The sequence below is a fragment of the Paenibacillus sp. LT-B23 genome (assembly GCF_059417685.1).
The window spans coordinates 210,776-225,745 of the sequence record NZ_JBSQBM010000007.1 but is presented as its reverse complement, the minus strand read 5'-3'; the positions used below and the strand labels follow the sequence as shown (position 1 = coordinate 225,745).

General features: G+C 46.6%; 14 protein-coding genes and 1 pseudogene. 5 read left to right on the top strand and 10 right to left on the bottom strand.

What is annotated here, in order from left to right:
• Positions 1–33 precede the first annotated feature (33 nt).
• A complete protein-coding gene (locus ACWXW9_RS11375) occupies positions 34–210 on the bottom strand; it encodes a hypothetical protein (protein ID WP_494929477.1) in 177 nt (58 codons plus the stop codon).
• 44 nt (positions 211–254) lie between these two features.
• Here ACWXW9_RS11375 and ACWXW9_RS11370 point away from each other — a divergent pair.
• Positions 255–1,407: pseudogene (locus tag ACWXW9_RS11370) on the top strand (MFS transporter).
• Positions 1,408–1,527: 120 nt separating this feature from the next.
• Here the strand turns inward: ACWXW9_RS11370 and ACWXW9_RS11365 are convergent.
• The 3 genes from ACWXW9_RS11365 to ACWXW9_RS11355 form a co-directional block, all read right to left on the bottom strand.
• A complete protein-coding gene (locus tag ACWXW9_RS11365; RefSeq protein WP_068942063.1) occupies positions 1,528–2,280 on the bottom strand; it encodes an amino acid ABC transporter ATP-binding protein in 753 nt (250 codons plus the stop codon).
• A gap of 14 nt (positions 2,281–2,294) precedes the next feature.
• Positions 2,295–2,963, bottom strand: coding sequence for an amino acid ABC transporter permease (locus ACWXW9_RS11360; protein WP_023989825.1), 669 nt, complete (start codon positions 2,961–2,963; stop codon positions 2,295–2,297).
• Between the two features lie 73 nt (positions 2,964–3,036).
• Complete coding sequence (locus ACWXW9_RS11355; RefSeq protein WP_494929476.1) at positions 3,037–3,888, bottom strand: amino acid ABC transporter substrate-binding protein; 852 nt, start codon at positions 3,886–3,888, stop codon at positions 3,037–3,039.
• Positions 3,889–4,169: 281 nt separating this feature from the next.
• Between ACWXW9_RS11355 and ACWXW9_RS11350 the strand changes: the two genes are divergently transcribed.
• Positions 4,170–5,471, top strand: coding sequence for an MFS transporter (locus tag ACWXW9_RS11350; RefSeq protein ID WP_494929475.1), 1,302 nt, complete (start codon positions 4,170–4,172; stop codon positions 5,469–5,471).
• A 128-nt stretch (positions 5,472–5,599) separates the two neighbouring features.
• Here the strand turns inward: ACWXW9_RS11350 and ACWXW9_RS11345 are convergent, their stop codons facing one another.
• Positions 5,600–5,857 carry a GlsB/YeaQ/YmgE family stress response membrane protein gene (locus ACWXW9_RS11345; RefSeq protein WP_023989828.1) on the bottom strand — a complete coding sequence of 86 codons (258 nt, stop codon included), beginning with the start codon at positions 5,855–5,857 and terminating at the stop codon, positions 5,600–5,602.
• 297 nt (positions 5,858–6,154) lie between these two features.
• Between ACWXW9_RS11345 and ACWXW9_RS11340 the strand changes: the two genes are divergently transcribed.
• Positions 6,155–6,418: a YkgJ family cysteine cluster protein gene (locus tag ACWXW9_RS11340; protein ID WP_013311446.1), complete on the top strand. Its 264-nt coding sequence runs from the start codon at positions 6,155–6,157 to the stop codon at positions 6,416–6,418.
• A gap of 36 nt (positions 6,419–6,454) precedes the next feature.
• The gene (locus tag ACWXW9_RS11335) at positions 6,455–7,405 is read left to right on the top strand and encodes an acetylxylan esterase (RefSeq protein WP_494929474.1); all 951 of its coding nucleotides are present in this window, start codon (positions 6,455–6,457) and stop codon (positions 7,403–7,405) included.
• Positions 7,406–7,574: 169 nt separating this feature from the next.
• Here ACWXW9_RS11335 and ACWXW9_RS11330 read toward each other — a convergent pair whose 3' ends face one another.
• A complete protein-coding gene (locus ACWXW9_RS11330) occupies positions 7,575–7,898 on the bottom strand; it encodes a DUF3817 domain-containing protein (protein ID WP_494929473.1) in 324 nt (107 codons plus the stop codon).
• Positions 7,899–8,070: 172 nt separating this feature from the next.
• On the opposite strand from ACWXW9_RS11330, the gene ACWXW9_RS11325 reads away from it, so the two are divergent.
• On the top strand, positions 8,071–9,075 hold the full coding sequence (locus ACWXW9_RS11325; RefSeq protein ID WP_494929472.1) for an LLM class flavin-dependent oxidoreductase: 1,005 nt from the start codon (positions 8,071–8,073) through the stop codon (positions 9,073–9,075).
• A gap of 321 nt (positions 9,076–9,396) precedes the next feature.
• On the opposite strand, the gene ACWXW9_RS11320 is transcribed toward ACWXW9_RS11325, so the two are convergent.
• The 4 genes from ACWXW9_RS11320 to ACWXW9_RS11305 form a co-directional block, all read right to left on the bottom strand.
• Positions 9,397–11,010, bottom strand: coding sequence for a cellulase family glycosylhydrolase (locus ACWXW9_RS11320; protein WP_494929471.1), 1,614 nt, complete (start codon positions 11,008–11,010; stop codon positions 9,397–9,399).
• 434 nt (positions 11,011–11,444) lie between these two features.
• On the bottom strand, positions 11,445–11,729 hold the full coding sequence (locus tag ACWXW9_RS11315; RefSeq protein WP_494929470.1) for a hypothetical protein: 285 nt from the start codon (positions 11,727–11,729) through the stop codon (positions 11,445–11,447).
• Between the two features lie 196 nt (positions 11,730–11,925).
• Positions 11,926–13,686, bottom strand: coding sequence for a dihydroxyacetone kinase subunit DhaK (gene dhaK, locus ACWXW9_RS11310; RefSeq protein ID WP_494929469.1), 1,761 nt, complete (start codon positions 13,684–13,686; stop codon positions 11,926–11,928).
• A 1-nt stretch (position 13,687) separates the two neighbouring features.
• Complete coding sequence (locus ACWXW9_RS11305; protein WP_494929468.1) at positions 13,688–14,821, bottom strand: glycerol dehydrogenase; 1,134 nt, start codon at positions 14,819–14,821, stop codon at positions 13,688–13,690.
• Positions 14,822–14,970: the final 149 nt, after the last annotated feature.

Genomic DNA, 14,970 nt, shown 5'->3' with positions numbered 1-14,970 from the left:
TTTCATCGCCTTATCAAGAAATTTATGTTACGTTTATAAATAATAAAGTATCGAAAGGGTGACTTTAAGCCAATGATCTACTAATCCTATTCCACCAAAGGAAAAAATCGTAATCTTACGAATTTTCTGGATAGGATTAGTGTAGGCTTTGGGTATTAACGATAAGAGCATTGCTTCTTTGACGGGAGCAGTGTATCTTCCTGTTCGCACGTCTACCTCCTATCCAGAAACCAATGGATAAGGAGGTTTTTTGCATGAAAAGAATACTTGGAACTAATGATTAATATCTTCATCGTTATGGTGGGCGTTGGTTTAATTACCCCCATCCTGCCAGAACTGATCATTGAGTTTGGAGCCAGTGGGCAATCGATAGGATTATTAGTAGCAGCCTATGGCATGACACAATTCCTACTCTCTCCAATGACTGGACAACTGTCTGATCGATATGGGAGAAAAGTATTCATCGTCGTAGGTGTCATTGTTTTTGCTGTAGCTAAATTTATCTTTGCTATCGGAGATGAGCTGTGGATGCTGTATACCTCAAGACTTCTGGAAGGAATGGCAGCAGCCCTGATTGTTCCACCCATGATGGCATATGTAGCGGACATTACAACAACCGAAGAACGCGCCAAAGGTAATAGCTTGCTAGCCGCATCCATGTCATTCGGATTTGTCATTGGACCTGGACTGGGTGGTCTTCTTGCAGGATATGGAACGAGAGTGCCGCTTTACGCAGCGACAGGTGCTGCTATGGCTGCTGTTATTTTTTCAGTGTTTTGTTTGCCTGAAAGTTTATCGAAAGAGCAAATGAAAGCAGCGCGGGCAAGAATTATTCAGAAGGAATCTATTTACAAACAATACGTGAGATCGTTGAAGTCAAAATATACGATGCTCTTTGTACTTGTCCTGGTGATGACCTTTGGACTCGCTAATTTTGAATCTGTTCTTGGTTTATATGTAACGAAACGCTTCCAATTCTCACCGCAAAATATTGCTGTCATTCTGACCGTAGGTGCTGTGATTGGAGTCGGTATGCAGGCATTATTTGTTGCTAAAATAATCAATAAGTTTAGTGAACAAAGGGTGATCAAAGGATCGCTTCTTTTCACCTCAGTTGCTTATATTTTATTTCTCTTAGCCAAAGATTTTTGGAGTATCTTCCTTGTCACTTCCCTTATTTTCTTTGCCACAGCTATGCTTCGTCCAGCTCTTAATACACAATTATCGAAGATGGCCGGGAATGAGCAAGGATATGTAGCTGGTATGAATAACGCCTATATGAGTGTCGGGAATATTTTAGGCCCTACTCTAGCGGGATTTTTGTTTGATGCAAATCTGTTCGCTCCATTCATAGCAGGCTGTTGTATTCTGTTGATTACTTTTTTGCTAACATTAAAATTGAAATAAAAGAGGACAACTGATGAGCAAAAGGCAACTACTGGTGCGAGGCTTTATTTTTCAATGCCCGGCTGTAGCTGCCTTTTTATTCAGTCTAAACGCTTATTTTAATAAATACTGTAATTCCCTTTATTCCGCTTCCCCGCTCAGACGATTCAAAAACTGAATAGCCCGCGGACTGGTGGGCTGCTCCAGAACCTCATGCGGCGTACCCTGCTCAACGATTACACCCTGATCCATCAAAATCACATGGTCCGCGACCTCAGCTGCAAATTTCATTTCATGGGTGACAATGACCATGGTCATCCCTTCGGCAGCCAGTTGCTTCATGACCTTGAGCACCTCGCCTACCAACTCGGGGTCAAGCGCAGAGGTCGGCTCGTCGAACAATAGTACCTCAGGTTCGACCGCCATTGCCCGGGCAATACCGACTCGTTGCTGCTGTCCTCCCGACAACTGATGCGGATAGGATTCCGCTTTATCAGCCAGCCCCACTTTTTTAAGCAACTCCAATGCACGTTTGCGCGCCTCATCCTTGCTCTTTTTCTGAACCGTGACTTGTCCCTCCATCACATTTTGTACGGCTGTCATATGCGGGAAGAGGTTGTAGGATTGAAATACCATCCCTGTCCGCTTGCGCAGCGCCAAAATGTTTTCTTGCCTGAGCTTCGTTCCTTTCGCAAAATTCAGTGCAATATCCCCTACTTGGATCTCTCCTTGGTCAGGAATTTCCAGCAAATTCAAGCAGCGTAAAAGCGTTGTTTTACCAGAACCGGAAGGACCGATGATAACAAGCACTTTCCCCTTACCCAACGTCACGTCAACACCCTTAAGCACTTCCAGCGAGCCGAACGATTTGTGTATATTCCGAATTTGGATCACCGGTACAATCTCCTTTATCTGACGGAAAAACGGCCTAGTCGCTTCTCCAGGTAATTTTGTAACACAGTCAAAATAGTGCTAAACAGCAGGTAAATAACCCCCGCCTCGGTATACACCAATAGCGGTTCGTATGTGGTAGCTACAATCTGGTTAGCCGTTCTGAACATTTCCACATAGGTGATGGTCGCAGCCAGTGAGGTATCCTTCACCAAGCTGATGAATGAATTAGCCAACGGAGGTACGGACACACGGGATGCTTGCGGAAGCACGATACGCCGCAATACTTGCCAGCGCGTCATACCCAGAGAGTATCCCGCCTCCCATTGGCCTTCCTGAATGGATATGATAGCCGCACGCATAATTTCAGAGCTATAAGCCCCTACGCTGAGGGTGAAGCCGATCACTGAAGCAATAAACGGGTCCAGTGTAATACCCACGGAAGGTAAACCATAGAAAATAATATACAATTGCACCAGCAAAGGAGTTCCTCGAATCACCCATACATAGAAGCCGAAAATCAGCTTGAGTATTCTCCATTTGGACAGCCGGGCCAACGCTGTAATCAGCGCCAGTACGAGTCCAAGAGCAAAGGAGATAAGCGTAAGCGGAATCGTAAAAGAAACCCCTGCTTTTAGCAGAGGCAATAATGAATCGATAATGATTTGTATTTGACGATCATCCATTGTACAGACATCCTTTGAAAAGATAGGTTTGAGAAGATTCGGTTCGACTTGGCGAACGTTTGGTCTTCATTTATTATTTGGATACGTCAGCTCCAAAATATTTCTCGGAAATTTTCAGATACGTACCGTCAGCCTTCATATCAGCCAGCGCTTTGTTTACTTCCTTGATCAAATCTTCGCTGCCTTTATTGAATACAGCTGCGCTGTGTGAAGCATCTGGAGATTCGTCCACCTTTTTGATTGGTGCGTCAGGCTTTTGCTTTTTCAGATCGAGATAGGATAATCCATCATTGACGGTCGCATCCACCCGTTTGGAAGTGAGGAGGTCAATGGCTTGGTTGAATCCCTCTGTTGCCACAATTTCCGCACCGTTGCTTTTCGCGATTTGAGTCAGGTTACTGGTCAGGGACTGCCCAGCCTTTTTCCCTTTTAGATCAGCAAATTTCTGGATGTCCGTATTGTCTTCGCTCACGATCAGAACCGCCTTGGAGACAATGTAAGGATCGGAAAAATCGTATTTTTGCTTGCGCTCATCTGTAATGGATACTTCATTGAACACCGTGTCAAACCGCTTGGAGTTCAACCCTGCGAATATACCGTCCCATTGCGTCTCGATAAACTCCGGTTGTACACCCAGGCGTTTACTCACTTCGGTCGCAATATCGACATCGAAGCCTGTCAGTTTACCAGCAGCATCATGGTAGGTAAACGGAGCATAGGTGCCCTCCGTGCCAATTCTTAGCTTGCCGCTCGCTTTTACAGATTCAAGAGTAGCTGTAGCAGTTGTATCTGCTTTTCCATTATTAGATCCGTTATCTCCGTTAGATGCATTATTGGTATTGGCGCCTTTATCGTTGTTACCACAGGCCGAAACCAGCAATGCCATCACGATGAGTACAATTGGAAAAAAACTAAATTTTTTCATGGTATTCACACTCTTTCCCTTTTTCTTGGTAACCTAGCACACAGCTGGTCATTGAATAGTACATCATTCATTTTCACGCGTCAATGCTTTTATCCAATAATCCCTATGCAAAAAGTAAGTTATATATCATTTGCAGCCTAAAGTTATTCTAGGTTGACTCTTTCATTGGCAAGCTATTCATTACAACTCCCCTCACAGCAACTTTTTCTGTACCCTTACGTTAGAGATTTCGTATAATAAGCTTCAATATGAAATTTAGTATTATTTACCGGAGTGTGATCATGGATACCCAAAATTCAACCTTTTCCTCTACTTCACCCGAAGGAAGTCACTCGGCCTGGGCTACCTTCACTTCACCTTTAAAACAATCCAAAGCGTTCACCCTGTTGTGGCTTGGACATTGGATCGCAATGTTGGGGAGCTCGGTCACCACAGTCATTTTGCCACTGATTATCTATTCCCTAACAGGCTCGACTACTATCATGGGACTGGCGATGACTGTTTATATGCTGCCAAACGTACTTATTCTGCCTTTCGCAGGAATGATCGTGGACAGAATTGACCGAATCCGTCTCCTTCTGTTTACGAATATCGCCCGGTTTGGGCTGATGTTCCTTGCGGCGGTGCTGATGTTTACGGGCGGGATGAAATTGCCGTTTCTCTTCGTTGGCCTTGCGTTGTACGGATTGATGGACGGTATCTTTAATCCCGCTTATTCTGCCTTACGTGCACAGGTGTTCACACCGGACATACGCAATGCAGCCAACGCGCTTAGTCAGATCAGTATACAAGCCGTCCGTCTACTTGGCCCTCCGTTAGGAGGCTTCATTGTATCCTTTTCCTCACCAGGTATCGGCTTTGGGCTGGATTCTATCACTTATCTGATATCTTTTGCCTGTTTTTGGATGCTGAGCGCTCATTTGGCCTCCATCATCGGCAAAGGTCAGGTAGATGCAGAACAGCAAGATCAGGGTGGACAGCATTTTCTCAAGGATTTTATCGCAGGCTTTACCATTCTCAAAAGCCACCCTTGGCTATGGATTACGATTCTTGCCTTTTCCTTCATCAATATTTGTTATTCAGGCATTATCGCTGTACTCATTCCTTGGCTGTTCAAGGTTCATCATGGCTACAGTCCAGTCGTGTACGGCATTGCGATGGCAAGTAGCGGCATTGGCGCCATGCTGGGGGCTTTTGTATATGGGTCACGCAAGCATTGGAAGCATCGCGGCCTGCTCGCTTACTTAGGAGCTTTTGTCAGCGGTCTTGCTTTACTATTGTTGTCTATAGTCACCTGGATGCCAGGATTGATTATGAGCATGATGCTCGAAGGATTTGGCATTATGATATTTGCGATTATCTGGGAGACAAGTCTTCAGGAATTAGTCCCAGCCGAGTCTTTTGGACGTGTAGCTAGTCTGGATCTGATGTTTTCCTTTGCTCTGCTCCCTGTCGGCTATCTAGCAGTAGGTGCTGTGGCGGATAAGCTTGGTGGTATGTTCACAATTGGCATGTTTGCAACCATCGGTATGTGTATCGTGCTGGGCGTTCTAAATGTTCCTCATATCAGGCGGTTTCAATAGGAAAAAGCCGTCACTTTTTCACAAAAAAAGCTGCTCCCACAGGTTCATTTGCGAACCTTGCGGAAGCAGCTTCTTTCCATTTTAGCCTTGTGCCCCATAGGGGCTAGTCTATTCAATGATTCGTAAAGTTAGCCTCTACTCCGTCCAACGGAACGGAAGATCAAGCTTACAATCACGACCAGCACAATCGCACCAATTAATGCAGGAACGATGTAGAACGATCCGATTTCAGGACCCCAGTTTCCCAGAATCAAGCTACCCAACCATGCGCCGATAAAACCAGCGATGATGTTACCTATCACGCCACCCGGAACATCACGACCTGCGATAATTCCTGCCAACCAACCAATAATACCACCAACAATCAATGCCCATAACCAACTCATTTTGCGTCACCTCGTTTAAGTTTTTATCGTTGTGTTCTATTATTAACCACTCGAACTCCTTTTGAACACATAAAGGACAAGTGGTTAATATTACCACCGAACGGAATGCTGATTTAGGGGCTTGATACCATCCTACGTGCCTCTACGACTATTTATACCCCTTGTGTGAAAAGTGTGTCTAATATGCGTTTATCCTTGTATTCCTGCTTTTTTTGTGCCATCCTCACATTATGGCTTCATTAATGTCACTTCATGCATAAGTTACAAAAATAACAGATTATTAAGGAGTGACCCCAACTGGAGTGTAGAGTAGGATGCGCCGCGTGCTGTATTGCCATTACGATTTCTTCCCCTATTCCCGGCATGCCTGATGGAAAACCAGCTGGTGTTCCTTGCCCTCAGCTCACTTCCGATTACCGTTGCCGATTGTTTGGCAAACCTGAGCGCCCAGTTGTATGCAGTGGATTCCATGCTGATGAGGATACGTGCGGAAGCACTAATGAAAGAGCATTTGAACTGCTGAGAGAGCTGGAGGAGTCAACTTTACCGGGTAAAGCTTAAGGAGAGATTCATTTTATATGAGGGAGAATTTTGATTATGAATGTTATTGAGAAAAGAATTGCCGAATTGAAGCAGTATCGGCCCGATCTTACCGCCCCGAAGGATATAGATTTATTCTGGGATAAAACACTGGAAGAAGTCCACGCCAAACCAGTACGTGCGTTCAAAGCTACCGTAGAAACACCGTATCCTCATATCCTTGCCTACCGGGTTACTTTTGAGGGTGTCGATGATACGCCGCTGCATGCCTGGTATGTACGCCCCCGATTTGCCGGAGATCAAAAGCTGCCGTGTATCGTTCTGTTTCATGGCTATACAGGCGGAAAAGGCTACCCTGAAGATTATTCCTCTTGGCTCATGCTTGGCTTCGCTGTATTAGCGGTAGATGTACGTGGTCAGGGGGGAGAAACGGGAGACCGTCTGGATGATCCCCATGGTACCGTTAAAGGTTGGGTAACGAAAGGCATATTGGACAAGGATACCTGCTACTACAAAACGATTACAACCGATGCCCTTAGAGCCGTAGATTGGGTAGCGGAGCAGTCGGATGTCGATTCAGCTAAAATCGCAATCAGTGGCGCCAGTCAAGGCGGCGGACTTGCATTAATGGTGGCGGCGCTCAGCGATAAAGCTTCCATTACGGTAGCGGATATTCCTAATATGTGTCATATGGATTTTGGTATGATGAATTCTACCAGTTCACTGACGGAAGCTGCCGAATTCGCCAACCGATTCCCGGAGCATTTGGAGCAGGTACTACATACATTAAGTTATTTTGACGTGATGAATCTTGCTTATCGCATTCGTATACCGGTCATGGTATCGGTAGGGTTTAAGGATACTGTGTGTATGCCAGAGACGATTTTCGCCGCTTATAACCGCATTGAATCAGCGAAAACGATTGAAATTTATCCGTTTACCGGACATTGGGTTGAAGGCTTTCAAAGACGCAAGACGGCTGAATTTTTAGTTCAGCATTTTTCATAATTTGATTTCCAACGCTCGAAAGTACAAATATATAGAATGATTCCTCCGGTGCACAAAAAAAGAACACCACGCATCAACCTGCGTAATGTTCTTTTCTACTGCATCGGGGCCAGTCCCGCTTACGCCAGACAAACTCCTCGACACTTCACACGAAGCACATCTTCAAATGTTACGATGCAGTTCGCTGTTCTGCTGCCGAATCCCCTGTCCATTTTCGCACCCAAACAAAATCCATAATCATCAAACCAAATGGGATGAAGGATGCAAACATAATAAAAAGAGGCCGCCGTATAGACCAATGCAGTGCTGTTTTTCCATAGATCAAAGCAACGAGGAGCAACAAAAAGCTCACCCGGTATATGTTACCAATCGCCATAACCGCCTGGGTCATACCCGCAGCTTGCAGAGGCTGGTGGGTGAATAGTATCGCCAAATAAGCTATAGCTTGAATCCAGAGCATGAGTCGGACACGCCCCAAAGGTGTTCTTAACACAAATTCAATCCCCTCTCCATTAGCAAGGATGTTCTCTCATCCTACACTTCCTTCATTATAACGAAAAGATTCCTAAACTCCAACCGATTCAACTTTAGCACCAAACCATCCAATTTCAAGTTTTGACCTAATGAGTTGTGTCTGATACAGTTGTGTAAGAGGTGATTGCAAAATGCTTAAACTGGGTATACTGGACCAGTCTCATATTCCTGAAGGCGGTAATGCTCAGGATGCATTATCCAATACAACAGATTTAGCGCGTGAAGCTGATCAACTGGGGTACAGCCGTTATTGGGTATCCGAGCATCATGCGTCCAAAACTCTAGCGCACTCCAGCCCTGAGGTGCTGATTGCGCATTTGGCTGCTCATACATCACGCATTCGTGTGGGTTCAGGCGGTATTATGCTGCCACACTACAGCGCGTATAAAGTCGCCGAAAACTTCCGCTTGCTGGAAGCGCTCCATCCAGGACGCATCGACCTGGGAATAGGGCGTGCTCCCGGTGGTTTACCGCTGGCTACTCGTGCCCTGCAGGAAGGCAAGTACCAATCTGTCGAACAATATCCACAGCAGATTCTCGATTTAATCGACTACTTCCATGATACGGTGCCTGACAATCATCGGTTTGCCGGTCTTCATGCCTCCCCGATGATTTCGACCGTTCCTGAATTATGGTTGCTTGGCTCCAGCGGGGAGAGCGCCAGAATGGCCGCGATGATGGGTGCCTCCTATGCCTTTGCCCAATTTTTCGGGACTCCAGGTGGTGTAGAAGCTACCGCACGTTACCACGAGCAATTCCAGCCTTCCATCCTGGGTGATAAGCCCCACTCCATGGCAGCAGTCACGGTAGCCTGCGCTGAAACCGAAGAGGAAGCCGAGCAGCTGGCGTCCAGTGCTAGTTTGTATTTCCTTTTGCTCATGCAAGGTAAAGAAATGAGTTCTCTTCCGTCGGTGAAAACAGCAATGTCCTATCCATACACGGAGTTTGATCGTGAGCGGCTGCGTCAGTCCGCAGCATGGCGCGTTGTTGGTACCCCTGAACAGTGTAAGGAACAGCTGCTAAGACTGGCTGAGCAGTATCGTACCGATGAGTTGCTGGTCGTTTCATCCATTCATGACTTTGATAAACGTGTTCAGTCCTACCGTCTGCTGGCCAAAGCTTTTGATTTGGTATAGACGCAGTTAAACGGAGGCTGAGCTTCAGAAACATTAAAACCCCCGCCTGCCTATGATGGCAACAGCGGGGGTTTGTCGTAGAGAGGGGTTCATTGGAACCAACCCCTCTGCACTATGGAAGTAATTCAAGCACCACAAAAGTCGAACATCACATGGTACTTTGGTAGTATACACACCGAAACTAAAGTGTCAGTCGTCCCCTCCTAAAGTTCCAGCCCGCATATACTAAAGGCGCATATGCTATACTCCAAACCTTGGAAAGATTGCACCCAAAAATCCCATCACTTTACTCGTTCCGGTAAAGTTAGTTACGGTTGGATTCTAAGGTTCTATGCCCCAAGCCAGCTTCCCCTGCTGATATACAGTGCCATGGTCCCAGTCTGCGAATGCTGTTTGGGTAGCACCATAAGAGTAATCGTTGGTCTCATCAAAATTGCTCCAATTTGCAGCATGAATACGGGGTTGAATTTCTCCGCTTTCCCCGCCAGGCTGGATAGTTCCCGCTCCGTCTGTGAAAGAAATCTCCACATATTTATCAGCCTTGGCCTTCGGATTTGGCAATGTTACAAAAGTTGCTTTTACCTTTTCATTGCCAATCCTAGCCCAGTCCACAAAAAACTGCTGAGCTTGTTTGCTTTCATCTGTGTAATAGTAGCGAATTTTTAGATCACTCAACTTCACAGCTGTTTTTCCTGTGTTTTTGATATTAAATTCAGGACGGATTGCGTTATCCTTGGCGTTCGTGTCACCGGTGCGATACTGTAGCACAATCCCTTGATCGTTACTGCCTGGTGTACTTCCTCCGTTGCCGTTATCGCCGCCGTTGTTGCCACCACCGTTATCACCGCCAGTGTTGCCATCTCCGCCGTTATCCCCCCCGTTATTTCCGCCTCCACCAATGTTGCTGGAGCCTTCCAGTATCGCTTGTTTTACGAATTTGCCGGAAGCGGACAATTGTGAATCAGGCCATCCGCCTTTACGGTCAGCACCAGGCAACAGCGCAGCAGAGGTCTCATTTTTGTCTGCCAGCGACCAGTTAGCCCAACTGATTCCACGGCTGGCCAGAAAATCGGTCCATACTTTGGATTCATTCAGGAACGGACCACCGTTACCTGAAGCATCGCTTGTACCCCACTCGGTAGCAAATATACCCACGCCTTTGTTCAGCGCATAATCGACCCGATCGCGCAAATACTGTCCATGCGTACCCGCATAGAAATGTACGGTATACATTGTATTCTTGTCTGGAAGTGGATGGTCTGCTGCATCATGTACATCCTGACTCCATGTGCCTGTTCCTACAATAATAATATTGTCCGGGTCCTTAGCGCGAATAACCTGAGATACCTCAGACGCATAAGGTCGGATTTGATTGTTCCAGTTCACATTCCCATTCGGCTCATTGGCAAGCTCATAGATTACGTTAGGCAAATGGCCGTACTGAGTCGAAAATTCATTAAAGAAAGCTTTGGCTTCATTTTTATGAATGTTCGGATCGCCATCTGAAAGAATGTGCCAGTCGATAATGACGTACAAGCCCAGTTTCTGTGCTGCCTCAATCGCTTCCTTCACTTTATTTTTCAATGAAGGATTGGCGATATAACCATCTTCTTCAGTGTACAACGCAACCCGAAATACGGAAATGCCCCAATCGTCCCGTAGCCATTTCATAGAGTCCTGATTTACCAGATCCCCAAACCATTGGACGCCGTGAGAGCTAATACCTTTGAGTTGTACTGGCTTGCCATTTTTATCCACCAGTTTACCATTCTTTACTGAAAGTTGTCCGTAACGTTCCACAGGGGTCGTCCCAGCAGCCTCTGCTGTTTGCGTATTCCAGTTGAATCCGTTCGTTAACGTTAACAGTAATACTGCTGTTAGCATCACCGCTACTCTTTTTGCGATCCTTGGCAGGATCCATTGCCCATTCATCATTTACACATTCCTTCCTTTTAATAAAGTGGATAAGCTTATCAGTACGTTGTTCTCCGCCTTTTTGCTCCCCTCCTTTATACAGCAAGAGGATCAGGTCCAACATTAGGTGTCACTTACCTGTATATGGATGTTACTACTATTATAGTTAGTTCCATGTTATATTTCGACTTTATGGTGGAAAATGAACAGGAAGTCACGGTTTCGGGATGTTTGCCATTACGTTTGTTATTGCGGAGAGCAGGAGGGACAAAAGACTCATCTGCGGACTGCAAAATTTGACGAATTTTAGCGGATATAGAGAGGATTTCAACTTTCCATCATGCTAAAAAAAGACTGCTTCCCGACGCCCTTCGGCCCGGTATAGCAGTCTTATACATGATCATGTATGTGAATCGTATCGTGTTAAAAAATCGTATTAACGTATGATCTGCCTATTACCCCTGAGTGGTTGCTTGAGGTTCTTTGGTCGTCTGATCTTCCTTCATATCGCCGCCATCCGTCGCTTGATCTGTCAGTACAGTCTCAGATGAGTTACCTATTACCTTGTCTATAAGTTCCAACCAAGGTTCTTCACTACCTCCACAGCTCTCAATATCACCGAGCAGGGACTCTAGCGTGGTTCCTTCTTCTGGCAAATCAATAACTAAACTGTCTTCGTCAACTTGGATGGTGCAGCAGGTTTTCATTGTAAATCCCTCGCTTAATTCATATTTGAGCATGCAGTAAGCTAGCTCAGATGGGATGAACTCCCATGGATTCAGGGATAAGCCCTTTGAATCCGTCTGAAATTATAAACCTAATGCACATCAATTGCAATGAACAAACCTTGAATTTTTTCAGAATTAGCGAGTGTTACAGGTGAGAATGGATAACTGAACGAAGTGTTCGCTACAGTAATTTTGGATATATAGAGAATCAGTTCAAACACTCAGCGAGCTCCGTAAAAATCACCCCAAGCGCATAAGCCCCCGCATCTGGATAACCGAGGCTTCTCTCTCCGACCGTTCCGGCACGGCCCATGCGCGCCACGATGTCTTCCGTCTTTTTGGCACCTGATACAGCGGCTTGAGCACCTCTTACAAAGGCTGCCTTCACATCAAAATCTAATTTCGCGCTCTCCAACCAGCTATCCGCACATGGCACTAATGCATCTATAAGCGTTTTATCGCCAACAACGGCTCCTCTGCCGAAAGAACGTTCGCCTGTCGATTGTATGCCTTGCACCGCAGCCTGCATCATATCCGCGAATTCGGAAACGGTGAGTTCGGTTCGTTCGCCCGCAGATCGTGCCGCTGCGCGAAATGCTGAGCCCCAAATCGGGCCCGAAGCGCCACCGCAGTATTCCATGATGACGAGCGAGCATGAATGAAGAAAGGTTCCCATTGTCAAAGAATCTTGATTCAGGATGTCTCTCCATTCCCGTTTCAGCTGACGAAATCCCTTTGCAACGCTCATGCCAAAGTCGCCGTCGCCTGCATGAGAGTCAAGATCGCAGAAAGATACCTCATTCTTGATGATAACCTCACTCATCTTATCGACTAGGTAGATAAGATTGTTCAACGTAATCTTGTTGTTCTCAATAACCGCGAAGGCAGGGTCAGTTTCCACCTCAAAGGATACTTGCCGATTTTCGTCTGCTACAGTTGAAATATCCGTAAATACGACATGATCAACAGGTCCAGACACCTTGAACGCAGGCGTGTTGCTTTCATGGGAAAGAAGTGTTTTCAGTTCGTTGTCCAGCTTCATGATGGAAACCGAGATACCTGCCATATCGATACTCGTCATATAATTGTTGACAAAAGTGCGATCAATCTTAATCCCCTTCGCTGCTAGTTCGCGAGTGACCGCATGATTGAAGAGGTACAGTTCTTGCAGAGGCGTACCGCCGAAACCATTGATCAACAGGGCAACTTCTCCGCTGAATCCAGTTTCGATCTGCATGTCTCGAAGGAGATCGGTTACCATTCTGCCTGCCAGCGTATCCGCATCCGTCAACTTCTCGCGGCTGGTCCCAGGCTCGCCGTGAATGCCGACGCCGTACTCGATTTCATCATGCCCGAGCTCTAATGTTGGCGAGCCCTTCGCCGGCACGGTACACGAAGTCAATGCGAATCCGATACTGCGTACATTCGCAGCGGCTTTCTCGGCAACTGCTTTAACTTCCGCCAGACTCCGACCCTCTTCCGCCGCTGCACCCGCGATCTTATGGACGAGTACCGTTCCCGCCACCCCGCGTCGTCCGACCGTATATAGGCTGTCTTCTACAGCGATGTCGTCTTCAACCTTTACATAGTCCACTTCCAGACCGTCTTCAGTGGCCAGATGGGCGCCGTTTCTAAAGTTCATAATATCGCCGCTGTAATTTTTGATAATCAGCAGCGCACCTTTTTTCCCGGTTGTCGCTCGGATGGCCTGATATACTTGAATTTGTGAGGGAGAGGCAAAGACATCACCGCAGACCGCGGCATCGAGCATCCCTTTGCCAACGAAGCCGGCGTGGGCGGGCTCATGCCCGCTACCACCGCCGCTGATGAGCGTTACTTTCTCCGCGTTCAATTCCTTTTTCTTGAGCAATTTGTATTTTGGCAGAAATTCCAACTCGGGATGCGCGAGCGCAATACCGCTGCACATCTCAAGAACCAAATTTTCCGGACGGTTGATGACCTTTTTCATGCTACTTTACCTCCACTTTGTACTGGCTCCCGATACGGTCGGCCGCAGCGATTGCCGCTGCAACCTGCTCCACTGTGACCGGAAACGGCATGGAATGGATCGATTCCTCCAGAATGCAGGCCTTTGCAGCTACTTCCATGAGTTCTTCCTGGCTGATATGATCGACGCCGATATCGGCCAAGCAGACCGGTAAACCGACGGCTAAACAGAAATCAAGTACCTGATGCAATTCTTCCGTGGGCGCGTTTTCGAGCACCAGCTGTGCGATCGTGCCGAATGCTACTTTCTCTCCATGATAATAATGATGCGTGCCTTCCAAAATCGTGAGTCCATCATGAATCGCATGGGCCGCCGCAAGTCCGCCGCTCTCGAAGCCGAGGCCTGAGAGTAAAATATTAGTTTCAATGATATTTTCGAGTGCTTGCGTAACTTGGTTTTCATCACATGCCGCTTTTGCTTTGGCACCGTCTTTTAACAACATTTCATAACATAGCGTTGCAAGTGCAATCGCCGCATTCGTACCTACTGCTGGCGCACACTGTCCTTCGCGTACTCCGTTAGGCAGTCCGGCATTGACCCTGGAGTAAGAACGGGAGGTCGCACGGGCTTCAAAGTAAGTCGACAGCGCATCACCCATACCTGATACGAGGAATCGGGTTGGTGCATTAGCGATTACGGTGGTGTCGACTAATACGACACTCGGACTTTGCTTAAAATAGGCGTAATCGTCGAAAGCGCCTTCCGGGGTGTAAAGAACGGCCGAGTGACTTGTCGGTGCATCCGTCGCAGCAATCGTCGGACAGATGATAAGCGCTTCCCCTTGAGCCACGCATTTCGCCGCGTCGATCGCTTTCCCGCCGCCGAGACCTACGATACAATCGCATCCATTCGCAGTGGCGATTTCCTGAAGTCTAGACACTTCCTGTCTGGAACACTCACCCATAAAACCGCTTTCAATAAAGGTCACGTTATATTTATTCAAAGTGGAATCAAGCTTATCTTTTACCCGCGCCACATCGGCAGGATGCGCAATCAGTAAAGCGGATTTGCCGAAGGTGCTCACATAGTAACCCAAATTCAACAATTCATTTTCACCTTGTACATATTTGCTTGGGCTGATAAAAGCTTTTCTCATCTATAATTCCTCCTTATGATTGTGTTGGCTTCGTTCTGATTAAAACTATAACCGAACCATGTAAACTTTACATTGGAGGAATCAAGGAATATATTATAATCTACAATCGTATTCTTTTGCACTGTAGATCACAAATTGTACTTTTTTGT